The organism is uncultured Tenacibaculum sp. (genome assembly GCF_947504135.1).
Taxonomy (GTDB): domain Bacteria; phylum Bacteroidota; class Bacteroidia; order Flavobacteriales; family Flavobacteriaceae; genus Polaribacter.
On record NZ_CANNGG010000003.1, the window covers coordinates 39,831 to 63,072 of the forward strand.

Sequence of the window (23,242 nt, forward strand, 5' to 3'; positions counted from 1 at the left end):
ATCCCTTAACAAGCCTTACAAAAAACATGTAAGACTTTAACATCTTTTTTTATAAAATCAATAGTTATACCAAAAACCGTGCATGCCAACTCTGGTTTGCTGGCACTTCCCATTTTGTTTCAAAATCTTCTTTAGTATTTACCATATTATTAAAAACAACCGTTTTAGCGGTTATTTTTTGTTCTTTGGCAAAATTTTGGAACTCTGGTAGTTTTACGATATTAATATTATCTCCATCTTTAAAAGAAATATTCATTTTATCCATTAAATCTAATTCTAACTCTTTTTCTAACTCTTGAATAAAACGTACAGAAGCATCTATTGAGCATCCTGAAACATTATTAAAGTTCTCATCTACACCCAACACCAAAAATTGATTGTACTTAATAGTGAATGATCCTTTTAAATCGTCTCCATGACGCGTCCAATTATCAATAAAAAGCAATGCTTTTGCACTGATTAATTCTATTTCTTCTTGTGTAAACTCTCTATCTGATTGATACACCCAAACTCTTGAGTTTTGAGGTAGTTTTTTATATTCTGTAAACATTGTTGTTCTTTATATTTAAGTTTTTGAATATGTAATTTCTTAGTTACTCAAAGTTACGGAAATTGCTGGTTTTAGCGCATTTCCTTTATAAAATTCTTGAGGAAAATAGTGTTTTACCCATTTTCCACTTGATTTTACCCAAGTTGAATCTTTCGTGTATATTGCCCCAAAATCTGGGGCAACCATAATATCTTTATACTTTTTTCTACTCCCTTGGTTAGTGTATTTTATTTTATGAAAATTATATGGTATATGTATTCTTTCTAATCCTACAAAAAAACCTTCTTTTGGAAATTCTATATTAAACTTAGATACATCAACTTCAATCTTTCCTTTTGTCTTTTTTACATCAACAATTAAACTTTCTTTTAGTATATCTTCTGATGGTTTACCTGTTTTTTCATCAACTTTAAAGAAACGAACCCTAAATTTTGCTTTCTTTCTAGAAAGAAAACTTGTAAAATAAATCGTTACACTCTTTAAAAAAGGGAATTTTTTATATTCACTTTTATAAGGAAAATACTTGGTTACTATCCAAGGTGATCCTTTTCTTCCTCCAAAACTAGCTTTTATATCTCTTCTTTTGTAATCATCAACAACTAACTCTCTATCCGCTTTATTTGAAATTATTACTTCCTCTAGCTCATATAATTTTGGTTGAAGTTTAAGAGATTCACTCTGTAAAACCGATGCTAATACAACAGTGTCTTTATAATTCAAACAAGAAACATGTACTTTACTTTTCAATAATTTTTTATTGATCTGTAATGAAAAGTGACCATTTTCATCGGAAGACACCCCTACATTTTCATTTAAAAAACTAATATTCGCATAAGCAACAGGATCATTTGTATATGCATCTATTACTTTATTTTTTAAAACTACTGTTTGTGAAAATGCTGTAATACTTACAAAACATAGAAAAAGAAAAACTCTCATAACTAAATTTTTAACGAATGTAAAAATTGAAAATTATAAGAGCTCTTAAGTAGTTGTTAATTTTCAAACACTTAATGTAAATTAAACTTCTGTTGTAAAGCTTGTAGCTTTTCTTCATCAGTCATCGTATCTTTCGGTGCCGACATTCGTTCTTTTATTTCTTTTAAAACCTTTTTTGTGTACAAAGGAAAATCAGCATTCTGAATCCAAGCATTGTATCCTGGATTTTCTTTTAGTACTTCTTCTACAGTTCTTCCTTTATACTTCCCAAAAGAAAAGATTTCTTGATCTTTATCATTAAATAAAATAAACCCTGCAAAATCTGCTCTTTTTCCGTGGGTTGAAAATTCACTCAATGCTTCTACTGAGTTTTCTAAATCTTCATATTTTTCAACCTGTGCTAATAAAATTTCATAGGTTGCCTTTGTATCCGCTTCTGCTCCATGCGCTCCTACTAACTCTTTTCCACAATAAAATTGATATCCAGCACTTAGTGTTCGCTGTTCTTTTTTATGAAAAATAGTTTGTACATCAACTGCTTTACGATTATTCATATTAAAATCAATTCCTGCTCGAAGCAGCTCTTCTGCTAATAAAGGAATATCAAATCGATTAGAGTTAAATCCTGCTAAGTCAGCATCTCCTATCAACTCATTAATTTGCGGTGCTAATTCTTTAAAAGTTGGTTCTGTAACTACTTTTTCGTTAGTAATTCCATGAATTTCTGAAGCTTCTTTTGGTATTTCTATTTCTGGATTTACCAACCATGTTTTACTTTCTTTATTTCCATTAGGAAACACTTTTAAAATAGATATCTCTACTACTCTATCTTTAGCAATGTTTATTCCTGTTGTTTCTAAATCAAAAAATACGATTGGTTTTGTTAAATTTAAATTCATTTTTTGTAGTGCTTAAAGACAATATTCTATTTACTTTACATATATCTATTATTGTCTTTTCTATATATTATTCGTTCGTTAATTCTTTTTTAAATTTATCTATTTGGTCTAACACTTTCTTTGGAAGTGTAGGCTCTTTAAAATTATATTTTTCTAATTCTTTTTCTAATGTTTTTGCTACAATGTAACGTGCTGTAGGTTTATCATCTGCAGGTATTACATACCAAGGAGCATAATTTGTTGATGTTCTTTGTAACATATCTTCATAACACTCTTGATATGTATCCCATAACTTTCGTTCCTCAAGATCACCTGCGGAAAATTTCCAGTTTTTTTCTGGAATGTTTAATCTACGTAATAGTCTGTTTTTTTGTTCTTCTTTAGACACGTTTAAAAAGAACTTTAAAATAATAGTTCCGTTTTCAGATATGTGTTTCTCAAACTGATTAATACGTTCCATTCTACTATGATAAAAAGTATCAGTTAAATCATCTAAACTTTTTACTGTCGGAATATTTTCAGCAAATATATACTCTGGATGCACTCTTGTTACCAAAACATTCTCGTAATGTGTACGATTAAAAACTCCTATTTTTCCTTTTGCGGGTAATGCTATGTAATGGCGCCATAAAAAATCGTGCTTCAACTCTAAATCTGTTGGTACTTTAAAACTATGTACCACTACTCCACGTGCATTAACATCTTTAAAAACTTCTCGAATTAAACTATCTTTACCGGCTGTATCCATTCCTTGTAAACACAATAAAACACTATACTTACCTTCTGCATACATTGTGTCTTGTAAATCACTAATTTTTTTTCTTGATTTTTTCAGCTTCTTCTTAGCATTATCAACAACTTCTTTAGTAGAAAATTCATTTAACTTCCTTTTTTTAGAAAATATGTAGGTATTTGTGTTCATCCGCTTTTTTTATAGCATAAAAGTACAAAAATATAGACTTCTTCTATTGATTTTTTCTTGGTTATTATCAAATATTACAATTAAATCCAAGATATTCTTTTATTTATTTTTTTGAGCTTTATTTCCAAATAAGCAACAGATGAATAAAACAATTATTATACAAGCTAGTTCTAAAAGCACAGGAAACACTAATAAAGTTATTAGCTACCTCAACAGCAACAACTCTTTTGATGTTATCGACTTAAAAACAAAAAACATTGGTGTTTTTGAATATGACTTTAGCAATGCTAATGACGATTTTATTCCTGTGATGGAAGAAGTTATTAATAACTATGATACGATTGTTTTTGCAACCCCTGTGTATTGGTATACCATGAGTGCTACTTTAAAAATATTTTTTGATCGTTTGTCTGACTTGTTAAAATACAAAAAAGATTTAGGTAGACAATTACGAGGTAAAAATATGGCTATGATTAGCAACTCTGGGGCAAATGACCTTAGAGATGGTTTTGAAATGCCTTTTATTGAAAGTGCTAAATATTTAGGCATGAACTATCTTGGTAGTACTCATGCTTGGTTTACTGAAGATGGAAATGACATACATCCTGAAGCTATGCCTCAAATTGATTCTTTTAGAAAAATACTTACTCAATAAAACATTTAAAATCCTTAACACGCTCTCTGCTTACAATTAGTTCTGAATCTTTATAAGAATTTAGTTTTAGTTGTAGGCGTGAGTTAGTGTAAGACACAATATCTTTGATAGCATTTATGTGTACTATAAATGTTCTATTTACTCTAAAGAACTGTTCTGGATCTAACTCTTCTTGCCAATATTCTAAAGAGTTATCTATTAAATAGTTTCTATTGGAATTGGTATGTATATAAGTTGCTTTATTTTCTGAGTAAAAACATTCAATATCTTCAATATTTATAATTTTTAAATGTTGACCTACTTTTATTGTAAATCGCTTTTTGTATTTTCTATCAACAGGGTTGATCAATAACTTACGGATATCATTTATATTGACTTGTATATTATTCTGTAAAGGCTGGTGTTCTTTAAACTTATCTACTGCTACTTTTAACTCGTCTTCATCTATTGGTTTTAAGAGATAATCAATAGAGTTTAACTTGAATGCTTTTAGTGCATACTCGTCATAAGCGGTTGTAAAAATGATAGCTGATTTCACAGTTACTTCTTCAAAAATTTCGAATGATAATCCGTCTGAAAGTTGAATATCTAAAAATATTAAATCAGGATGGGAATTATTTTGAAACCAGTTAATCGATTCTTCTACCGAGTGAAGCATTTGCTTAACCTCTATACCTAATTCGGCCAACATCCTACTTAATCTTCTTGCTGCTGGTTTTTCATCTTCAATAATTATAACATTCATGACTTGTTTATTTTTAGCAATTATTTATTCATATATTCTTTAATCTTACGATCTTCCCAGTTTTTAGAAAAAAGCCTTTCTTTCGCAAAAACATTAAATCCGTGTAAAAATACTATAACTCCCCACCAAAAAAATAAATTATAATTGTTTATATCTAAGAAAGCATCCATAACAGATTCGTCTCTATAAACAATATCTTTATATATTCTTCTTCCTATAAAAACTAAGTTTATAAGCATGTAAAACACTAAATGTTTATAGAACTTTTTGATTTCATTTACTCTTTTTTGAGCTCTTATATATTGTTGTTCTCTATTTAAAGTTTCCATTTTCTTTCTTTCTTAGTTCATCTAGATATTCTTGTATTTTACGTTGCTCCCATTCTTTATTAAAGAATATATTGGTTCCAAATACTCCTAACCAATGAAAAAAGACTCCAATCCCCCAAAAAAACCAAGTAGCATACACCCCAAAATTAGTTATTGCTTTTGTAAAAGTTAATTTATCTTCATTCATCAATCCCATAATAACTACAACCGAAATAAATATATTCACAATTATGTATGCTGCTAAATGCCAATAAAAACCTTTAATTTTTTCTACTCTTTTTTTCGCTAATAAGTATTTATGTTCTTCTGTATAATCTCTTTTCATACTAATCCTTTTTATTTAGGTATTCATTTATCTTCTTTTCCTCCCAATCTTTTCCAAACACCAAAAAATCAACACCAAAAACTAACATCCAATGAATAAAAGTAACTAGTACTATTCCTATAACTGGAAACCAAAACCAGTGATAATAAGGTGAAAATTTTAAGTTTACTACTACAATGATTATTATTGAAATTATATTTACCAAAAGATGAGCATAAAACCCTTTTACTTGTTTTATTTTCTTTTTAGCTTCTAAATATCTTTTTTCTTCTGTATAATTATTTTCCATTGCTATTATTTTCTAAAAATTCTTTAATTTTTCGTTCTTCCCAGTCTTTTCCTAAACCTATTTTTTCTATTCCGAAAATCCCAAACCAATGAAAAAACAGCCCTAAAAACATTCCTATAGTTGGAAAATAAAACCAATGGTAACTAGGTACAAACTTTAAGTTTATAAAAATCAATACTGGTATAATTAACACAGTTACTACAAGATGAATGTATAGACCTTTTATTTTTTCTACTCTCTTTTTTGCCTTTGCGTATTTATATTCAATTCTATAATCTTTTCTCATTTTATTTATAGTTTTTATCATCATCCATTAACTCCTTAATCTTACGTTCTTCCCAGTTTTTACCTAAGAATAAATTGTAATTATTTACTTCTAGGTAATGAAAAACTAATCCTATTCCCCAACCTATCATTGGAAACCAAAACCATTGAAATTTTGAATATGTTTTAAGGTTTATAAATATTAAAAAAGGGATGACTATACAATACGAAACTAAGTTTTGGTAAAACTCTTTTAGTTTTTCTACCTTTTCTACTGCTTTTACGTAATTACTATTTTCTAAGCTTTTTGTATCCATGATACTATCTTTTATATTAATTAACAGCGGTAAACACACTGTAAATGTTTTATTATTATTAACTATTTGAACGTTTCTATCGGTTATTAAACCGTAACGATCTACTATATTTCTTAATCCTACTTTTGTACTTTTTCCTATAGCTTCTTTTGGATTAATATTATTTTGAATTTTTAAGAAACCTTCTTCTTCAAAAATGTTTATTTCTAAAGGTTTAGTTGAAGAAACCACGTTATGTTTTACTGCATTCTCTAATAATAATTGTAGCGATAACGGAACTATTTTTAAATCGGGATTACTTACTTCTTCAGGTATATTAAATTGTACAGCTTCTTCAAAACGCATTTGTAATAATTCCATATACGTCTTAGCAAATTGTAATTCTTCTTGAATTGGTACTAGTTCTTTATTTCGTTGCTCTAATACATACCTATATACTTTAGATAATTTTGTGGTAAACTTTTCTGCTTGCTTTGGGTTTTCACTTATTAAAGAGGTAAGTACATTTAAGCTATTGAATAAAAAGTGTGGATCTATTTGACTCTTTAAGGTTTCAAACTTTGCTGTTTCTGTTTTAGCTACTATTTCATGCTGTGTGGTTTCTTGTTTTACTGATGCCTTCCAGTTTACCATAAAATCTTTCGCATGAAAAAACACAGCAATGGCTAATGAAAGTATAATTGCAAATAAATGCATCCACAAAAACTGACCTTTAAAAAAGTTATCTATATTATTATTAAAAATAACAAAGTATTGTACATAATGGATTAATAATACCGCCACTACCGTATAGCTTATTGTTGCAACAATACCAGCCCATACTCGTTGATTAGTTTGTAAAACCCAATCCCACTTTTCACTTAAGTAGTTATTTATAATTCCATTTCCTAAACCTAAAACAAAAGAATACATTGCAGAAAATAAAAACACCAATCCTGCTTCTTTTAAAGTAAATGCCTGATTTATTAAAGTAAAAACAACACCAAAAATGATTGTAAGCTTTGTACAGATCCAAATATCATTTTTTAAGTTGTTAAGTGTTTTTTTTAATGGTGTTCTCATTTCTTTTCTTTTACTTACTACAAACTTAAGTTTACTCTAGTTCATTAAAATTTAATATCGAAAGATACATCTTTATCCTTAACTAAGAACTTTGCATCTTCATATTGAGGTGGTCCAAAACGAGATAAATTATTATTTGATGCTCCATAATCTTCTAAAAGCATTCCATTAGGTTCAAAATCCATTTTGTTATTATTATTTGCATCGTGAAAACAAATAATTGCATACTCACCAGCAGGTATATTTTCAAATACTACAGTACTTTTTCCTTCCTTTATCTTAGCTTCTTTTGCTTGTACTGGTTCTTTTCTAAAATTCTCTTTAGTATATAACGCATATTTGATGTTTCCAACATCTGATGTTGCGTTAACAACTGTAGCTGTGATGTTCTGTTTTTGAGCAGAAATTGTTTCGACAGTAAACACTACTATTACGATTAAAATGTGTGTAAAAAATTTCATAATGTTGTTTTTATGGTTAATTCTTGTACAAATCTCTTCTAGAAATCAGCTTTTAAAAACAAAAACAAACTGAATTGTATTTTTTTTAGGATGAGTTGTAACAATTTGTATTTTTAGGCTACTTATAACATATCAACTTTATCAAACTTTGTGGAAAAAGAACTAGAAAATAAATTTTTAGACGATTTCGAAGCCAATCAAAACATTGTACATAAGGTATGTAGAATTTACACGACCGACCAAGATGCTCACAATGATTTGTTTCAAGAAATCACTATTCAACTATGGAAAAATTACAGCAAGTTTAGAGGAGATGCAAAATTTAGTACCTGGATGTATCGTGTAGCGCTTAACACTGCAATTTCTTTATATCGTAAATCAACTAGAACTATACAGACACAGGACATTTCAGAGTATTCATTTAAAATTAAAGCAGAGGATTATGACGACACAGAAGAGTTACAATTAAAAGCACTATACAGTGCAATACGTAAATTAAATGATATTGATAAAGCACTCATCTTTTTGTATTTGGAAGATAAATCTTACAGAGAAATTTCAGATACCTTAGGAATTAGTGAAGTAAATGCTCGAGTAAAAATGACTAGGGCGAAGGGTAAATTAAAAAAAGTATTAAACCCATAAGTTAATGGATTTAGATAAATATAAAAAAGCTTGGGAAAACCAACCAGAAGAGACACGCAAAGTTTCTAAGGTCGATATATATAAGATGGCACACTCCAAGTCTTCATCAATAGTGAAATGGATTTTTATTATTGGAATTTTAGAATTTATTTTCTTGAATTCTTTCTATTTTATTTTTGACATGGAAGAGGCTTATAACGAATACAGACAACTTGGATTATACAACTTCATGTTTTATTCACAATTTGTTCTTTATCCAATACTATTCTATTTTTTAATTAAGTTTTATTTAAATTATAAAAGTATATCTGTAGTCGACTCTACAAAAACTTTAATGGACAAGATTATTAAAACAAGAAAAACTGTAAAGTACTATGTTTTATTTAATTTGTTATATGTTTTTATTTTTGGAGTTATTGTTTCAATTGCTACACTTAAAACTCATCCAGAATTCAATTCTAAACAAATTTTAGTTTCTATAATTGTTACTATCGTGTTATTAATCATTATGGTAGTGATTTTATGGTGCTTTTACCAATTACTATATGGTATATTATTACGTAAGCTGAATAAAAACTACAAAGAGTTAGCTAAACTTGAAGAATTAAACTAAAAAAAGAGAGGTTGTAAAACAACCTCTCTTTTTATTTAAAATGACTTCAACTCTTCTAATAATTTCTCATGCATCTCATCAGTATAGTCTAAATGTGTTACAATACGTATTTTTCCTTCACCCATTGAAATTAGTAATATACCTCTGTCTGCCATCTTTTTCATAAAATAATCTGGATATATTGAATCTTCTACATAAAAAATAACAATATTTGTTTCAATAGGCTCTACTTTTTTAACATACGAACAATTTTCTAACACCTTTCCTATTTCTTTTGCTTTTTTATGATCTTCAGTTAAACGCTCTACTTGATTATCCAAAGCATAAATTCCTGCTGCGGCTAAAAAACCTGCTTGTCGCATTCCACCACCAAACAATTTACGCACACGTAAGGCTTTTTCAATATGTTCTTTGCTTCCCACCAAAACAGAACCAACAGGAGCTCCTAATCCTTTTGACAAACAAATTGAAATCGTATCAAATAACTCTCCATATTGCTTAGTAGTTTCATTTTTTGCTACCAATGCGTTAAATAAACGTGCTCCATCTAAATGATATGCTAAATCATTAGCTTTAACTACTTTTTGAACCTTTTGCAACTCTTCAAAACCCCAACAAGCTCCTCCTCCTTTATTCGTAGTATTTTCAACACAAACTAGTCTGCTATACGGTGTATGAATATCATTTCTCCTTCCTACAACACTTTCCAATTGTTCTGCAGTAAACATTCCTTTGTCACCATCAATCAAACAAGAAGTTACTCCTGCATTAAACGCTGCTCCACCTCCTTCATAATTATATACATGTGCCCATTTATCACAAAACATTCTATCACCTGGCTGTGTATGAATCTTTATCGCAGTTTGATTAGCCATGGTTCCCGAAGGAAAAAATAACGCAGCTTCCATTCCAAACATATCAGCTACCTTTTCTTGTAACAAATTCACTGTTGGATCTGCTTTAAAAACATCATCTCCTACCTTAGCTCTCATCATTGCTTCCAACATTCCTTGAGTTGGCTTTGTTACAGTATCACTTATTAAGTTTATTTCCATTTCTAACTACGATTTTTAAAATGTATTTTTGCATCTATGATTACACACGAACAGCTTAAAAATATCGCTGAACGAATTGGCAAGTTAAAAGGATATTTAGAAATTGACAAGAAGTTAATTGAAATTTCAAATGAAGAAGAAAAAACTGCAAATCCTGATTTTTGGAACAATCCGAAAGAGGCTGAAGCTATTATGAAATCTCTTCGTTTTAAGAAAAAATGGGTAGAAGACTACAATACTGTTACGGCTATGAACGACGATTTAACAGTTTTGTACGATTTTTATAAAGAAGGTGATGTTGAAGATAGTGAAGTAGAAGAACAATTTGAAAAAACAGCTACTTTCTTAGAAGATATTGAATTTAAAAACATGCTTTCTGAAGAAGGTGATAGTTTAAGTGCTACGATACAAATTACAGCAGGTGCTGGTGGAACTGAAAGTTGTGACTGGGCAGAAATGCTTACTCGTATGTATACCATGTGGGCAGAAAAACAAGGTTTTAAAATAAAGACCTTAAACTACCAAGAAGGTGATGTTGCAGGTATAAAAACAGTAACTTTAGAGTTTGATGGTGATTATGCCTTTGGATGGTTAAAAGGTGAAAATGGTGTACACCGTTTGGTGCGTATTTCTCCTTTTGATAGCAACGCTAAACGTCATACTTCATTTGCTTCTGTTTACGTATATCCTGTTGCAGATGATTCTATCGAAATTGAAGTCAATCCAGCCGATATTGAAATTACTACAGCCCGTTCTAGTGGAGCTGGTGGACAGAATGTAAACAAAGTTGAAACTAAAGTTCAGCTCTTGCATAAACCTACAGGAATTCAAATTCAGTGTTCTAACTCACGTTCACAGCATGATAATAGAGCTACCGCAATGCAAATGCTGAAATCGCAATTGTACGAAATTGAGTTACAAAAACGTTTAGCTGCTCGTGATGAAATTGAAGCAAACAAAATGAAAAATGAATGGGGAAGCCAGATTCGTAACTACGTAATGCACCCATATAAACTGGTAAAAGATGTCCGTACAGCTCATGAAACAGGAAATGTAGATGCTGTTATGGACGGAAACATCAATCCGTTTTTAAAAGCCTATTTAATGATGATGGGACAAAAAGAAGATTAATACTATAAAACTCTTAATAATGATAAAAATATACCACAATCCACGTTGTTCTAAATCAAGACAAAGTTTAGAAATTTTAGAAAACTCTGGTAAAGAGTTTAAAACCGTAAAATATTTAGATACTATTCCTTCTGAAGAAGAATTAAAAGGAGTTATTAGTTTATTAAATATTTCTCCGATTGATTTAGTTCGTAAAAATGAAAAAATTTGGAAAGAGGAATATAAAGGAAAAGAACTATCAGATGCTGAAATCATTAAAGCAATGGTTGAAAATCCAAAATTAATAGAACGTCCTATAGTTATTAACGGAAATAAAGCTGTAGTGGGTAGACCACCCGAAAATATAAAAGAAATTATCTAACTATTTAAAAGCTCTCAAAAATTTGGGAGTTTTTTTTATTTTAACACAATTTAAATAACTAATTCTTTAGTTTATTAATAATTCCTTGTAAATTGCTCTCAAATTAAAAATTCTTTCACTATGAAAAAAGTAGTATTAGGGCTATCCCTGGCCTTCATTATATCCACGGGGTATAGTCAAGCTTTAAAAGAAACACAACAAAAGCTAAACAAAAAAGAAAAAGTAACTGCTATGAACATTCCGACTGATCCTTCAGTTAAGATAGGAAAACTATCAAACGGAATGACCTACTACATCAAACAGAATCCGAAACCAGCCAACAAAGTAGAATTACGATTAGTTGTAAATGCAGGTTCTATTTTAGAAGATGATGACCAGTTAGGATTGGCTCACTTTATGGAGCACATGAACTTTAATGGTACCAAAAACTTTAAAAAGAACGAATTGGTAGATTATTTACAGTCTATCGGAGTAAAGTTTGGAGCACACTTAAACGCTTATACAGGTTTTGATGAAACTGTATACATCTTGCCTATTCCAAGTGATGACCAAGAAAAACTAGAAAAAGGATTTCAAATTCTTGAAGATTGGGCGCATGGTGCTTTATTAGAAGGAAAAGACATTGACGAAGAACGTGGTGTAGTTTTAGAAGAATACCGTTCTCGTAGAGGAGCTGACAGCCGTATGTTAGAAAAGTATTTACCAAAGGTAATGCATGGTTCTAAATATGCTGAAAGATTACCTATCGGTACTAAAGAAAACATAGAAAATTTTAAACACGAAAGTATTCGTCGCTTTCATAAAGATTGGTATCGTCCAGATTTAATGGCTGTTGTAGCTGTTGGTGATGTAAGTGTTGACATTTTAGAAGAAAAAATCAAATCGCACTTTAGTAAAATACCTGCAGTTAAAAATCCTCGTAAAAGAGAAGTTGCTCCATTAAAAAATCACAAAGAAACTTTTATCGCGATTGAAGCTGATAAAGAAGCTCCTTTTGCTAGTGTACAGTTAATGTACAAAGATTATGATGAAGCAAAACCAGAAACAACTGTTGCTGATTACAGAAATTCAATTGTTCAATCGCTATTTGCTCAAATGATTAATAATCGTTTAGAGGAATTACGTAATAGCGAAAACCCTCCTTTTGTTTACGGATTCAGTTATCATGGTGGAACATGGGCTCGTGGTAAAGAAGCTTACCAATCAAGAGCAAGTGTAAGTGCCGATGGTCAATTAAAAGGATTACAAGCTTTATTAGATGAAAGCGAGCGTGTTAAAAGATACGGTTTTCAACAAGGAGAATTAGATCGTGCAAAAATGAGCGTTAGTGCTCGCATGGAAAAGTCTTTTAAAGATAAAGACAAAAGAGAGTCTAACAGAATTATTGGTCAATATGTAAACAATTTCTTAGAGCAAAAGCCAATTCCAGGTATTGAATGGAGATATAAGACTCATCAAAAATTATTACCTTCTGTAAAATTAGAAGAAATAAACAACCTAATTAACAATTATTTACATGATGATAACCGTGTTGTAGTTATTACTGGACCTAAAAAAGTTGTAACTGAACAACAGGTATTAGATGCTTTAAACAACGTTAAAACTAAAGAGTTAAAACCTTATGAAGATAAAGCTGTAGCTGCTTCTTTAATTACAAAACAACCAACTCCTGGTACTATTACTAAGGTTACTGAAAACAAAGATTTAGGTACAAAAACGATGGTTTTAAGTAACGGAGCTAAGATTACTTATAAGAAAACTGACTTTAAAAACGATGAAGTTTTATTTGAAGCGTTTAGTTTCGGTGGAACTTCGTTATACTCTGATAAAGAATTAAAAGCTACTGCTTTTGCAAATAGCGGACTTTCTGAAGCAGGAATTAATGGTTTCTCTAAAACAGATTTATCTAAAATGATGTCTGGTAAAATCGTTCGTGTTTCTCCTTATATCGGTGGAATAAGTGAAGGATTTAGAGGTTCTGCTACACCTAAAGATTTAGAAGAATTATTCCAAATGGTGCATTTATACTTCACTTCTTTAAACAAAGATGAAAAAGCTTTTAATTCGTATGTAAATAAGCAAAAAAGTTTCTTAGGAAATCTACTAGCTAGTCCTAATTTCTTCTTCCAAAAAGAAATGAGTGAGTTTGTTTACGGAAAAGATCCTCGTTATACAGGCTTCCCGTCTCCTGAAAAATATGAAAAAGCTGATTACAACTTAGCATATAAAAAGTATCAAGAGCGTTTTGCAGATGCTGGAGACTTTAACTTCTATTTTGTTGGAAATGTTGATGAAAAGAAACTTGCTGAATACGCAACTAAATATATTGCTGGTTTACCAGGGAAAAATTCAAACGAAAAATACAATGTTACTGATTTCAGACCTTTATCAGGTTCACACACTAAAATAGTAGAAAAAGGAAAAGATCCTAAAAGTAACGTTCGTATTACCTACCAAGGAGAAGCGAAATACAACAAAAAAGATGCTTTAGCCTTTAAAGTTTTAGGAGAAGTTGTAGGAATTAAGTTAATTGAAAAACTACGTGAGCAAGAAGGTGGTGTTTATTCTGCTGGTGCTCGTGGTAGCATAAACAAAATGCCTTACGGTTGGTATAACTTTACAATTGCATACCCTTGTGCACCTGAAAATGTTGAAAAATTAAAGAACATTTCTGTTGCTGAAGTTGCTTCTGTAGTTAAAAATGGACCTACAAAAGAAGATTTAATGAAAGCTCAAAAAGGAATGATTGCTGACTACAAAGAAGAGCTTAAAAAGAATCAATTTTGGTTAAGTACTATTAAAAATGTAGACTACCAAAACAACGATGTCTCAGACATAGCTTCTTTTGAAAAGAGTGTAAATTCTTTAACGACAAAAGATATTCAAAAAATAGCTAAGAAATATTTAACTAACGGATATATCTTAGGAGTTTTAAATCCTGAAAAATAATTTTAAAAAAAATTATAATTAACAAAAGCTCTCAAGAAATTGGGAGCTTTTATTTTTTTAGAAATCGAGACTCTAAAAAACCTAATCCGTAGCCATAAAACTGAGTAAGAGTTGTAACAACACTCAATAAAGCTACTTGTAGATTTTTATTTTGAATTAGAGAATCTAAAAAAATACAAGTAAAGTAAATTCCGTAAAAAGCCAACAATTGCCAATATCCAAAGAAAACTGCGATAACCGCAATATCAATTCCTATAATAAACAAACTCGGAAACCAATAAGTTAATTTAGCTGTTTCAGGATACATTTTATTTAAAACAGGTCTAGCTGTACCAAAAGCAAATGTTTGTTTAAAAAACTGTTTAATGGTACTCCTACGTTTATGATATACAAAAGCTTTAGCTATTAGTTGCGTTTCAAAACCGTTTTCCCACAAACGAAAAGTTAAATCAATATCTTCTCCTGCTTTCATTTTAGAAAAACCATTTGTTTTCTCAAAAGCAACTTTTGACAAGCCTAGATTGAAGCTTCTGGGTTGAAATTTACCAACCGACTTCTTCTTACCTCGAATTCCTCCTGTAGTTAATACCGAAGTCATCGAATAATTAATTGCTTTTTGTAAAGCTGTAAAATTAGGATGCGCAGCATCAGGCCCTCCAAAAGCATCTGTATAATTTTCTTCTAACGTTTTTTTTACTTGAGATAAATACTGTGGTGGAACAATAACATCTGAATCTAAAATAATAAAATAATTTCCTGATGCTCTTTCCATTCCGTAATTACGACTTGCTCCTGCTCCGCTATTTTCCTTAAAAAAGTAGTTTAGATTAAGTTGTGAAATGTATTTATTTATAACTTCTTCTGATGAGTCTTCTGAACCATCCTCAATAATAAGTACCTCAAAGTCGTCTTTCAACTCTTGTTTAGTCAAACTTTCCAACAACTCATCAATTTCTTGTGGTCGATTGTAAACAGGTACTATTATTGAAAATTGTAAATTCATTACGCTAAAACTGCTTGATTAATTTGTTTAGCGATTCCATCCCAAAGTTGAATTCTTTTCTGTAGTGATTCTTTCGCGTAATATAACACATCATCCCACTTTTGCTGATCTTCACCACATAGTTCTTCTATCATTTGTAATGATAACGGTCCGTGTTCATCACCATCTAGCTCAATGTGTCTATTCAAATAATAAGTAAGTTTACTGTATGAACTTCCTTCTTTCTCTTCAGTATTTCTTACAATTTCTAAAAACATATCTGGAATCACGTCTTCTCTTCCAAAGGTAAAACTTGATGCAATGATATGTGGTTGTCTTGTTTTGATAACTTCAAAAGAAAAGTTTACAAAGTCTTTTACTTCATCAATTATAGAACAATCTTCTATGGCTAATTCAACAGGTTTTCCATCAATAATATCTGAAATAAAACTTGAAATTTGAACAGTACTCGCTCCTGCTTGACGCATAGCATCAATATACATTTCAAAATGACTCTTAGGTTCTCCTAATTCATTTTCATCAGTTTCTTCACCTAACACAATTTCATTGATAAAACGTGCTGTTTTTGTATTTACGGCAGGTAGCCAAGGTAAAGTTACACAGGTAAGCTCTCGTTGTAAAGCCTTTAACAACGACATAAAATCCCACACAGCGAACACATGTGATTCCATAAATAATTTTACATCATTAATATGCTTTAACGAATTGTATAATTCGTGCTCTTTTAATTGTTGCCTTAATGGCGCTAACTCCTTTTCTATCTGTAAAATATTGTTCATTTTGTAGCTATTAGTGAACTCATCTTCCCTTTTTCTATTTCCTAAAAAATGTTTCAAATTTGCTCATATTTCGTTACTTTTCTTACATATAGTCTTGCTGTATCTTTCAAAAAGTGCCTTATCTGAACAAATTTCAACTCATTTTCGGTTAAAAACAAAAAGAAAAGATGAGTTCAATAAAAAATGCAAATCTAACGATTTGCATTTTATCTATATTGTATTTCAGTAAAGATCTTACTCTTCAGTAAATCTTTCCATTACTGCATCACTCACTCCCATATTAGAGAAACCTCCATCGTGGAATAAGTTTTGTAAAGTTACTTTTTTAGTTAAATCAGAGAATAATGAAATTGTATAATCAGCACATTCTAATGCTGTTGCGTTTCCTAATGGTGACATTTTTTCAGCATACGAAATAAATCCGTCAAACCCTTTCACTCCTTGACCTGCAGTTGTTGGTGTAGGTGATTGAGAAATTGTGTTTACACGCACTTTATGATCTCTTCCGAAAAAATACCCAAAACTACGTGCAATACTCTCTAAATACGCTTTGTTATCAGCCATATCATTATAATCTGGGAATACACGTTGTGCTGCCATATACGTTAATGCAACAATACTCCCCCACTCATTCATGGCTTGTTTGTTATATAAAACGTTCATTACCTTGTGAAAAGATACCGCTGAAACGTCCCATCCTTTCGTTGTAAAATCGTATTTAGAATCTGTATAATGACGTCCTTTACGTACATTTACTGACATACCGATTGAGTGTAAAACGAAATCGATTTTACCTCCTAAAATTTCCATAGACTTTTCAACTAAATTGTTTAAGTCATCCATAGAAGTTGCGTCAGCTGGAATAATTTCTGATCCTGTCTTCGCTGCTAAATCTTTGATACCTCCCATACGCATAGCGATTGGCGCGTTGGTTAATACAAACTCTGCTCCTTCTTCATGAGCACGTTCAGCAACTTTCCATGCAATAGAATTTTCATCTAATGCTCCAAAAATGATTCCTTTTTTTCCTTTTAATAAATTATACATATTTAAAATATTTTAGTCTATCGTTGTTTGTTTTGAAAGCAAATATACTCTTAATTTAATAATTCTTTTGCGTGAATTAAAGCACTTTCAGAAACGTTTTTTCCACTTAACATCTCTGCTATTTCTCTAATACGTTCGTCTTCTGACAATAACTTTAAATTAGAGGTTGTTACTCCTTTTTCTTCTCCTTTAAACACTTTATAGTGCTGCACGCCTTTTGAAGCTATTTGAGGTAAATGTGTTATGGTTATTACCTGCATGTGAGCGCTCATATCTTGCATTATTTTTGCAATTTTATTAGATACTTCTCCTGAAACTCCAGTATCAATCTCATCAAAAATAATCGTTGGTAATTGTATATTCTCTGATAGTATTTTTTTAATCGACAACATGATACGAGATAATTCCCCTCCTGATGCTACCTTTTTCAATTCTCCAAAATTACCTCCTTTGTTTGCTGAGAATAAAAATTGTAAATTGTCTTTTCCGTTTGATAAGTATTCTTCAGATGTTAATAATTCAATAGCAAAACGAGCATTTGGCATTCCTAATTCCGACAAAAGATATTCTAACTCTTTTTTCAACTTCGGAATTACTTTATTTCTAGATGTCGTAATCATTTTTGCTACGTCATCTAACTTCTTAGCTACCTCTTTAATTTCTGCTTCTTTTTGAGCCACTATTCCTCCTGCATCTTCAACCTGCGCTACTTTTTCAGATAATGATGCATGAATTTCTTGTAATTCACTTATAGTTGATACTGAATGTTTCTTTTGAAGATTGTAGATTAATTGTAACCTATCATTCAACTCTTCTATTTCATTCGGATTAAATTCAACTTCTTCATTCGCACTTTCTAACTCAGTAACTACATCATCTAACTCAATTTTCACGCTTGTTACGCGATTCGCTAACTCTTCATATTGCTTGGAAAAAGAACTAATTTTTTGCAGTTTACTCTCTAAAGAATTTAGCAATGTTTGAATTCCTATTTCTTCATTAATCGAAACACCTAAAGCTTCAGATAAGTTCAACTTTATTTCTTCAATATTGTTTAATTTATCTAACTTTTCTTCTAAAACTTCTTGTTCTCCTTCTTTTAAATTAGCCTCTTCAAACTCATTAAACAAATGTAAATTGTACTCGTACTGCTCTTTCGATTTCTCAGTTTCTTCTTGAAGTACTTTCAGCTCTTTTCGTAATTTGTTATACGTACGCAAGCCTCTTTTATACGATGCTATTTTAGCTTGATTTTTTGCTAAGGCATCAATAACAGAGAATTGAAAAGATACATCTGACAACTGCATGGTTTGATGTTGCGAATGAATATCAATTAGCTTTGTTTTTAAAGCATTTAATATCGATAAAGTAACTGGTGTATCATTAACAAAAGCTCTCGATTTGCCCGAAGGCAAAATTTCTCTTCGAATTATGGTTTCTTGTTCATAATCGAGATCTAACTCTTTAAATAACTCTTGTAAAGCATATCCTTCAACAGAAAATTGAGCCTCAATAACACATTTTTTTTCTGTGTCTTTTAAAGCAGCTAAGTCGGCACGATTTCCCATTACAAGCCCTAAAGCTCCTAATAAAATGGATTTCCCTGCTCCAGTTTCACCTGTAATAATAGATAATCCTTTTGTAAAATCAATCGATAACTGATTGATTAACGCGTAGTTTTGTATGGATAAATGTGTTAACAAATTTTATTCTTTAAAAGGAATAAAAGTAAGGATTTTGATTGAATTATATCGACCAAAAACTAAGGAAGTCTATTGAATTTTCAACAGTTTATAAACTTTCTCTTTAAACATTAAAAACAAGAAAATAATTAATAGTAATACGTGGTCAAACTTTGTTAAGTCTCCATCAAGTACTATTCCTTTTACCGTAACAAATATTATAAGTAAGATTAGAACTGAAAATAAAACTATTTTTCTAAACTTCATTTTACTTAATATTTTTCCACCTATTTTTATAGGTTGGAGCAATTCTATTTAAGACAGTAAGCATTTGTGATTGATTTTTAGACGGAATTCCATCAGAAAAAACATTTACTATTTCATCTCCTTTAGCATCTAAGAAAACGCGAATCATATAATTACCAATAGTAATATTGTGTAGTTTGTCTAAATCTAAAACGCTTTTTTCAATTGCTTCTTTAGCTGAATTTTTATTGTCTGCAAAATTATCGAAACCATTACGATGATAATTGTAGTAGATACTTCGTAAGGCACTAAACTTAGAAGACAATAAATTATCTATTAAAGCAAAGCGATTTTGTTTTCCTACTTGATTTTGCCAACCAGACTCTCCATTAGATTGCGCTAACAACATAATGTTTTCCGCTTGTTTTAAATAAGTCTCTCCTCCTTTCAAAGCAAAGGTATCTGCATCTACTCCTATAATCGTATACGCATAAAAAGCTATTATAGAAATTAAATTAGATTCGTAAACTGTTGGATTGTAAATTAACGGATCAAACTCATTATAACGAAAGTTAAAGTTTGTATCATTAATATTTAAAACGGGGGTAGCATAGGTTGAGTTATATACAGGTCGTGTTGACTGCACTTGTAAAGTCCCTGAGAAATTACTCCCATTTTGTTCGTTTATAATGATATTGAATGCGCAGTTAATTCGTTCTTGTTGTTTAAAGTTTCGGTTCGTCCATTGTTTATCATTAATAAACTCTGTTAATGCTTTTTGTAACGTTTGATAAACTTGCTTGTTACTACTTTGTACTTTATCTGAATTGATAATTACGTTAGCATTCAACTCTTGCGAATAAGAAGAAAAAGCAACTAAAAGAAGAAAAACTATAAAGAAAAACTTACGCATCTAATTTTTGTATTATTTCGTTAACGATATCTTTTGATACTTCTTTTTTTGACTTTAAATCAAATGATTTTTCGTTCAAATCAGCATCAATAATTGTAATTTTATTGGTGTCGGTTGCAAAACCAGCACCTTCATCACGTAACGAATTTAATACAATAAAATCTAAATTTTTGCGTGTAAGCTTACTTTTTGCGTTTTGTACCTCATCGTTCGTTTCTAAGGCGAACCCAACTAACAACTGATTTTTCTTAATTTCTCCTAATGATTTTAGGATATCTTTAGTTGGTTCTAACTCAATACTTAACGCTGCTTCCTTCTTTTTTATTTTTTGATTTGCCACATTTTTTGGTCTGTAATCGGCAACTGCAGCAGATAACACTGCTACATCTACATCAGTATAATATTGATGACAAGCGTCATACATGTCTTCTGCTGACTTTACATCAATTCTATGAATAAATGAATGGTTTACTTGTTGATGTGATGGACCCGCAATTAAAAACACCTCAGCTCCTAGGTTAGCTGCTGTTTTTGCAATTTCAAACCCCATTTTACCAGAAGAATGATTTCCAATAAAACGAACAGGATCTATCGCTTCATAAGTTGGTCCTGCGGTAATTAATATTTTTTTTCCACGAAGTGGTAACTTAGATACTATATCTTTCTCAATAAAATCAACAATATCTTCAGGTTCAGCCATACGACCTTCACCTACCAATCCACTTGCTAATTCACCAGAAGTAGCAGGAATTAATATATTTCCAAAACTTTGTAAGCTTTCTAAACTAGTTTTTGTTGATGGATGTTGGTACATATCTAAATCCATCGCAGGTGCAAAATACACTGGGCATTTTGCCGACAAATAGGTTGCTAATAATAAATTATCGCAAGTACCATTTGCCATTTTAGATAAGGTATTTGCTGTAGCTGGAGCAATTAACATTAAATCTGCCCACAAACCTAAATCTACATGATTATTCCACAATTCATTTTCATCTTCTTTATCATAAAAAGTAGAATGAACTGGATTTTTTGATAAGGTGGAAAGTGTAAGAGGTGTTATAAAATCTTTAGACGCAGGAGTCATAATTACTTTGACTTCTGCGCCCGATTTTATAAATAAACGAACTAAGTTCGCTGTTTTGTATGCCGCTATACCGGCGGTAACACCAAGTAAAACTTTTTTACCGCTTAGTACCGACATATTATTTTGTCTCTGGAGTTCTATAATAAACTTTACCATTCAACCACTCTTCTACTGCTATAGCATGTGGCTTAGGTAAACGCTCATAAAATTTAGAAACTTCGATTTGCTCTTTGTTTTCAAAAACTTCTTCTAAACTATCGTTATAAGTAGCAAACTCATCTAACTTATCAACTAATTCCTTTTTTAAATCAGAATTAATTTGTGTAGCTCTCTTTGCTATAATAGAAATAGCTTCATAAATATTATGCGTTGGAGCCTCGATAGCTTCTTTGTCATAAGTTATTGTACTTAACGGCGCTTTCGTTTCTTTATAATCCATTTTTTAACCTTTAACTAATTGTTCTTGTTCTTTGTTTAATGTTGCTAACATTTCGTTTGATTCTTCCATGAATTTTGATTCTGGGAAGTTTCTTTTAAGCTTATCGTACGCTTTTACTGCTTCTTTTATTCTTTCTGCTTTTCTACGTTGCGTACTCTTCATTGCAAAATCATGCGCTGCTTTTAAACGATAGTACAAAGCTTCTTCTTTATACTTGGTTCCTAAATAATCTTCTAATAAATTATCAAAAGCAACGATTGCCGCCTTGTAATTTCTCGAATCATAATCTGCAGTTCTATAATATGTTTTTGCTATTTCGAAATATTTCTTTTCTAATTTAGAGCGTAACTCTGTATAATATTTATTTGCCTCTTCTTGCTTGTCTGAATCTGGATAAGCATCTATAAACTTTTGAAAAGACTCTAACGCTTTGTTTGTATCTGTTGGATCTAAACTAAAACTAGGAGCTGCTTTATAATAACTTAATGCTGATAAAAAAGCCGCTTCTTCTTTCTTAGAACTCTTTGGGTAATTCCCTGTGAATCTATTAAAATAATAACCAGCTAAACTGTAGTTTTTCTCATTAAAATTAGATTGCGCTATCATAAATTGGATACGCTCCATTTGTGGTTTTCCTCTATATGAAGGGACAATTTTCTCAAACAAACGTAATGCTTTTCCGTACTTTTGTGCTTCGTACATTTTCACAGCCATTTTGTATTGATCTTCAACAGTTCCTTTGTTTAATACTTTTTGGTACTCTCCACACGAAGTTAGTGCTAAAAGCATCACAACAATATACGCTAGATTTTTCATTTTTTGCATCTGGCAAAATTAGTGATTAATTATGGATTATTAAAACGATTTTTTTCACTCTAAAATAGAGTTTTACAAGAAACTATAAAATCTGTTATAATTTTTCAAAAAAGTTACTAAATATTTATTAATCTTATTGCTGTGCTGCTGCTGCCGTTTGTGCTACTATTTGCTTCACATCATTATCAAACAAATACAAACCTCCTTTATCGTCTCCAATTAAATTAATTTTATCTAAAATATTACGTGCTAAAGCCTCTTCTTCAATTTGTTCAGACACATACCACTGTAAGAAATTATGTGTAGCATAGTCTTTTTCTTGTAAGGTTATATGCACTAAATCGTTAATTGATTTCGACACCATTACTTCATGATCAAATAATGTTTGAAACATATCTTTAAAAGATCCAAATTTTGCTGGTGGCTCTTTTAATTCTGAAACATGTGCATGTCCTCCACGTTCATTTACAAACTTTACTAACTTTAACATGTGCATGCGCTCTTCATCAGAATGTGCATACATAAACTGTGCAACACCTTCAAAACCTTGAATTTCTGCCCAACATGCCATTGCTAAATATATTTGTGAAGACTCTGCTTCTACTCTTATCTGATCGTTTAATGCTTTCTCTATTACTTTTGATAACATATTTTCTGTTTTAATTGTAAACTGTAATCTTTATACAAAGATGCTAAAAAAAGACCACAATAACGAAATT

Annotated in this window: 27 protein-coding genes; 6 read left to right on the plus strand and 21 right to left on the minus strand. The window is 30.7% G+C overall.

From position 1 onward, the window contains the following. Positions 1 to 64 precede the first annotated feature (64 nt). The 4 genes from Q0663_RS06335 to Q0663_RS06350 form a co-directional block, all read right to left on the minus strand. A complete protein-coding gene (locus Q0663_RS06335; protein ID WP_159490688.1) occupies positions 65 to 550 on the minus strand; it encodes an ABC transporter ATPase in 486 nt (161 codons plus the stop codon). 39 nt (positions 551 to 589) lie between these two features. Beyond that, complete coding sequence (locus Q0663_RS06340) at positions 590 to 1,489, minus strand: carboxypeptidase-like regulatory domain-containing protein (protein ID WP_299008208.1); 900 nt, start codon at positions 1,487 to 1,489, stop codon at positions 590 to 592. A gap of 71 nt (positions 1,490 to 1,560) precedes the next feature. Then, positions 1,561 to 2,388 carry a 3'-5' exonuclease gene (locus Q0663_RS06345; protein WP_299008210.1) on the minus strand — a complete coding sequence of 276 codons (828 nt, stop codon included), beginning with the start codon at positions 2,386 to 2,388 and terminating at the stop codon, positions 1,561 to 1,563. A 67-nt stretch (positions 2,389 to 2,455) separates the two neighbouring features. Next, positions 2,456 to 3,310, minus strand: coding sequence for a PPK2 family polyphosphate kinase (locus Q0663_RS06350; RefSeq protein WP_299008213.1), 855 nt, complete (start codon positions 3,308 to 3,310; stop codon positions 2,456 to 2,458). Positions 3,311 to 3,449: 139 nt separating this feature from the next. Between Q0663_RS06350 and Q0663_RS06355 the strand changes: the two genes are divergently transcribed. Further along, on the plus strand, positions 3,450 to 3,965 hold the full coding sequence (locus Q0663_RS06355; protein ID WP_299008216.1) for a flavodoxin family protein: 516 nt from the start codon (positions 3,450 to 3,452) through the stop codon (positions 3,963 to 3,965). On the opposite strand, the gene Q0663_RS06360 is transcribed toward Q0663_RS06355, so the two are convergent. The 7 genes from Q0663_RS06360 to Q0663_RS06390 are packed head-to-tail and all read right to left on the minus strand — an operon-like array spanning position 3,955 to position 7,757. Next, positions 3,955 to 4,710 (minus strand): LytTR family DNA-binding domain-containing protein, encoded by a 756-nt coding sequence (locus Q0663_RS06360; RefSeq protein ID WP_299008219.1) that lies wholly within the window; start codon positions 4,708 to 4,710, stop codon positions 3,955 to 3,957. The genes Q0663_RS06355 and Q0663_RS06360 overlap by 11 nt on opposite strands. Before the next feature lie 20 nt (positions 4,711 to 4,730). Then, positions 4,731 to 5,039 carry a 2TM domain-containing protein gene (locus Q0663_RS06365; protein ID WP_299008222.1) on the minus strand — a complete coding sequence of 103 codons (309 nt, stop codon included), beginning with the start codon at positions 5,037 to 5,039 and terminating at the stop codon, positions 4,731 to 4,733. Further along, positions 5,023 to 5,364, minus strand: a complete 342-nt coding sequence (locus Q0663_RS06370; protein ID WP_299008224.1) for a 2TM domain-containing protein — start codon at positions 5,362 to 5,364, stop codon at positions 5,023 to 5,025. Before Q0663_RS06370 ends, Q0663_RS06365 begins: the two co-directional genes overlap by 17 nt. A gap of 1 nt (position 5,365) precedes the next feature. Next, positions 5,366 to 5,653 carry a 2TM domain-containing protein gene (locus tag Q0663_RS06375; protein ID WP_299008229.1) on the minus strand — a complete coding sequence of 96 codons (288 nt, stop codon included), beginning with the start codon at positions 5,651 to 5,653 and terminating at the stop codon, positions 5,366 to 5,368. Beyond that, positions 5,643 to 5,939: a 2TM domain-containing protein gene (locus tag Q0663_RS06380; RefSeq protein ID WP_299008232.1), complete on the minus strand. Its 297-nt coding sequence runs from the start codon at positions 5,937 to 5,939 to the stop codon at positions 5,643 to 5,645. Before Q0663_RS06380 ends, Q0663_RS06375 begins: the two co-directional genes overlap by 11 nt. A 1-nt stretch (position 5,940) precedes the next feature. After that, entirely contained in the window at positions 5,941 to 7,296 is a 1,356-nt protein-coding gene (locus Q0663_RS06385) for a 2TM domain-containing protein (RefSeq protein ID WP_299008272.1), read from the minus strand. 44 nt (positions 7,297 to 7,340) lie between these two features. Beyond that, positions 7,341 to 7,757 (minus strand): DUF2141 domain-containing protein, encoded by a 417-nt coding sequence (locus Q0663_RS06390; RefSeq protein WP_299008275.1) that lies wholly within the window; start codon positions 7,755 to 7,757, stop codon positions 7,341 to 7,343. A gap of 150 nt (positions 7,758 to 7,907) precedes the next feature. On the opposite strand from Q0663_RS06390, the gene Q0663_RS06395 reads away from it, so the two are divergent. Together Q0663_RS06395 and Q0663_RS06400 are read left to right on the plus strand one after the other, a co-directional pair. Next, entirely contained in the window at positions 7,908 to 8,402 is a 495-nt protein-coding gene (locus Q0663_RS06395) for an RNA polymerase sigma factor (RefSeq protein ID WP_299008278.1), read from the plus strand. A 4-nt stretch (positions 8,403 to 8,406) separates the two neighbouring features. Continuing rightward, positions 8,407 to 9,015, plus strand: coding sequence for a hypothetical protein (locus Q0663_RS06400; protein WP_299008281.1), 609 nt, complete (start codon positions 8,407 to 8,409; stop codon positions 9,013 to 9,015). Positions 9,016 to 9,050: 35 nt separating this feature from the next. Here Q0663_RS06400 and Q0663_RS06405 read toward each other — a convergent pair whose 3' ends face one another. Then, positions 9,051 to 10,070, minus strand: coding sequence for a low specificity L-threonine aldolase (locus tag Q0663_RS06405; protein WP_299008284.1), 1,020 nt, complete (start codon positions 10,068 to 10,070; stop codon positions 9,051 to 9,053). A gap of 36 nt (positions 10,071 to 10,106) precedes the next feature. On the opposite strand from Q0663_RS06405, the gene prfB reads away from it, so the two are divergent. The 3 genes from prfB (at position 10,107) to Q0663_RS06420 (ending at position 14,511) form a co-directional block, all read left to right on the plus strand. After that, positions 10,107 to 11,201, plus strand: coding sequence for a peptide chain release factor 2 (prfB, locus tag Q0663_RS06410; protein ID WP_299008287.1), 1,095 nt, complete (start codon positions 10,107 to 10,109; stop codon positions 11,199 to 11,201). A gap of 19 nt (positions 11,202 to 11,220) precedes the next feature. After that, entirely contained in the window at positions 11,221 to 11,562 is a 342-nt protein-coding gene (gene arsC / locus Q0663_RS06415) for an arsenate reductase (glutaredoxin) (RefSeq protein ID WP_299008289.1), read from the plus strand. 120 nt (positions 11,563 to 11,682) lie between these two features. Continuing rightward, positions 11,683 to 14,511, plus strand: a complete 2,829-nt coding sequence (locus Q0663_RS06420) for a pitrilysin family protein (protein ID WP_299008292.1) — start codon at positions 11,683 to 11,685, stop codon at positions 14,509 to 14,511. Positions 14,512 to 14,560: 49 nt separating this feature from the next. On the opposite strand, the gene Q0663_RS06425 is transcribed toward Q0663_RS06420, so the two are convergent. The 9 genes from Q0663_RS06425 to Q0663_RS06465 all read right to left on the minus strand — a co-directional run bounded on the left by Q0663_RS06425 (position 14,561) and on the right by Q0663_RS06465 (position 23,172). Beyond that, positions 14,561 to 15,514, minus strand: coding sequence for a glycosyltransferase (locus Q0663_RS06425; protein ID WP_299008295.1), 954 nt, complete (start codon positions 15,512 to 15,514; stop codon positions 14,561 to 14,563). Further along, entirely contained in the window at positions 15,514 to 16,293 is a 780-nt protein-coding gene (locus tag Q0663_RS06430; protein ID WP_299008298.1) for a DUF3050 domain-containing protein, read from the minus strand. The genes Q0663_RS06425 and Q0663_RS06430 overlap by 1 nt, the downstream gene beginning before the upstream one ends. Positions 16,294 to 16,527: 234 nt before the next feature. Continuing rightward, positions 16,528 to 17,340: an SDR family oxidoreductase gene (locus tag Q0663_RS06435; protein WP_099216418.1), complete on the minus strand. Its 813-nt coding sequence runs from the start codon at positions 17,338 to 17,340 to the stop codon at positions 16,528 to 16,530. A gap of 50 nt (positions 17,341 to 17,390) precedes the next feature. Continuing rightward, positions 17,391 to 19,043, minus strand: a complete 1,653-nt coding sequence (recN, locus tag Q0663_RS06440) for a DNA repair protein RecN (RefSeq protein WP_299008305.1) — start codon at positions 19,041 to 19,043, stop codon at positions 17,391 to 17,393. A gap of 247 nt (positions 19,044 to 19,290) precedes the next feature. Further along, positions 19,291 to 20,181 carry a DUF4835 family protein gene (locus Q0663_RS06445; protein ID WP_299008309.1) on the minus strand — a complete coding sequence of 297 codons (891 nt, stop codon included), beginning with the start codon at positions 20,179 to 20,181 and terminating at the stop codon, positions 19,291 to 19,293. After that, positions 20,174 to 21,385: a bifunctional phosphopantothenoylcysteine decarboxylase/phosphopantothenate--cysteine ligase CoaBC gene (gene coaBC / locus Q0663_RS06450; protein WP_299008312.1), complete on the minus strand. Its 1,212-nt coding sequence runs from the start codon at positions 21,383 to 21,385 to the stop codon at positions 20,174 to 20,176. The genes Q0663_RS06445 and coaBC overlap by 8 nt, the downstream gene beginning before the upstream one ends. Position 21,386: 1 nt before the next feature. Continuing rightward, positions 21,387 to 21,707, minus strand: a complete 321-nt coding sequence (locus Q0663_RS06455; protein ID WP_028892653.1) for a DNA-directed RNA polymerase subunit omega — start codon at positions 21,705 to 21,707, stop codon at positions 21,387 to 21,389. A gap of 3 nt (positions 21,708 to 21,710) precedes the next feature. Then, the gene (locus Q0663_RS06460) at positions 21,711 to 22,523 is read right to left on the minus strand and encodes an outer membrane protein assembly factor BamD (RefSeq protein ID WP_299008324.1); all 813 of its coding nucleotides are present in this window, start codon (positions 22,521 to 22,523) and stop codon (positions 21,711 to 21,713) included. 133 nt (positions 22,524 to 22,656) lie between these two features. Beyond that, a complete protein-coding gene (locus Q0663_RS06465) occupies positions 22,657 to 23,172 on the minus strand; it encodes a ferritin (protein WP_299008327.1) in 516 nt (171 codons plus the stop codon). Positions 23,173 to 23,242: the final 70 nt, after the last annotated feature.

Coding starts and splice junctions, on each gene's coding strand:
- Q0663_RS06345 (WP_299008210.1), bottom strand. CDS start 2,388: ATGAATTTAAATTTAACAAAACCAATCGTATTTTTTGATTTAGAAACA.
- arsC (WP_299008289.1), top strand. CDS start 11,221: ATGATAAAAATATACCACAATCCACGTTGTTCTAAATCAAGACAAAGT.
- coaBC (WP_299008312.1), bottom strand. CDS start 21,385: ATGTCGGTACTAAGCGGTAAAAAAGTTTTACTTGGTGTTACCGCCGGT.
- Q0663_RS06370 (WP_299008224.1), bottom strand. CDS start 5,364: ATGAAAAGAGATTATACAGAAGAACATAAATACTTATTAGCGAAAAAA.
- prfB (WP_299008287.1), top strand. CDS start 10,107: ATGATTACACACGAACAGCTTAAAAATATCGCTGAACGAATTGGCAAG.
- Q0663_RS06360 (WP_299008219.1), bottom strand. CDS start 4,710: ATGAATGTTATAATTATTGAAGATGAAAAACCAGCAGCAAGAAGATTA.
- Q0663_RS06425 (WP_299008295.1), bottom strand. CDS start 15,514: ATGAATTTACAATTTTCAATAATAGTACCTGTTTACAATCGACCACAA.
- Q0663_RS06430 (WP_299008298.1), bottom strand. CDS start 16,293: ATGAACAATATTTTACAGATAGAAAAGGAGTTAGCGCCATTAAGGCAA.
- Q0663_RS06350 (WP_299008213.1), bottom strand. CDS start 3,310: ATGAACACAAATACCTACATATTTTCTAAAAAAAGGAAGTTAAATGAA.
- Q0663_RS06420 (WP_299008292.1), top strand. CDS start 11,683: ATGAAAAAAGTAGTATTAGGGCTATCCCTGGCCTTCATTATATCCACG.
- Q0663_RS06455 (WP_028892653.1), bottom strand. CDS start 21,707: ATGGATTATAAAGAAACGAAAGCGCCGTTAAGTACAATAACTTATGAC.
- Q0663_RS06355 (WP_299008216.1), top strand. CDS start 3,450: ATGAATAAAACAATTATTATACAAGCTAGTTCTAAAAGCACAGGAAAC.
- Q0663_RS06435 (WP_099216418.1), bottom strand. CDS start 17,340: ATGTATAATTTATTAAAAGGAAAAAAAGGAATCATTTTTGGAGCATTA.
- Q0663_RS06340 (WP_299008208.1), bottom strand. CDS start 1,489: ATGAGAGTTTTTCTTTTTCTATGTTTTGTAAGTATTACAGCATTTTCA.
- Q0663_RS06405 (WP_299008284.1), bottom strand. CDS start 10,070: ATGGAAATAAACTTAATAAGTGATACTGTAACAAAGCCAACTCAAGGA.
- Q0663_RS06335 (WP_159490688.1), bottom strand. CDS start 550: ATGTTTACAGAATATAAAAAACTACCTCAAAACTCAAGAGTTTGGGTG.
- Q0663_RS06445 (WP_299008309.1), bottom strand. CDS start 20,181: ATGCGTAAGTTTTTCTTTATAGTTTTTCTTCTTTTAGTTGCTTTTTCT.
- Q0663_RS06465 (WP_299008327.1), bottom strand. CDS start 23,172: ATGTTATCAAAAGTAATAGAGAAAGCATTAAACGATCAGATAAGAGTA.
- Q0663_RS06365 (WP_299008222.1), bottom strand. CDS start 5,039: ATGGAAACTTTAAATAGAGAACAACAATATATAAGAGCTCAAAAAAGA.
- Q0663_RS06375 (WP_299008229.1), bottom strand. CDS start 5,653: ATGGAAAATAATTATACAGAAGAAAAAAGATATTTAGAAGCTAAAAAG.
- Q0663_RS06385 (WP_299008272.1), bottom strand. CDS start 7,296: ATGAGAACACCATTAAAAAAAACACTTAACAACTTAAAAAATGATATT.
- Q0663_RS06400 (WP_299008281.1), top strand. CDS start 8,407: ATGGATTTAGATAAATATAAAAAAGCTTGGGAAAACCAACCAGAAGAG.
- Q0663_RS06460 (WP_299008324.1), bottom strand. CDS start 22,523: ATGAAAAATCTAGCGTATATTGTTGTGATGCTTTTAGCACTAACTTCG.
- Q0663_RS06390 (WP_299008275.1), bottom strand. CDS start 7,757: ATGAAATTTTTTACACACATTTTAATCGTAATAGTAGTGTTTACTGTC.
- Q0663_RS06380 (WP_299008232.1), bottom strand. CDS start 5,939: ATGAGAAAAGATTATAGAATTGAATATAAATACGCAAAGGCAAAAAAG.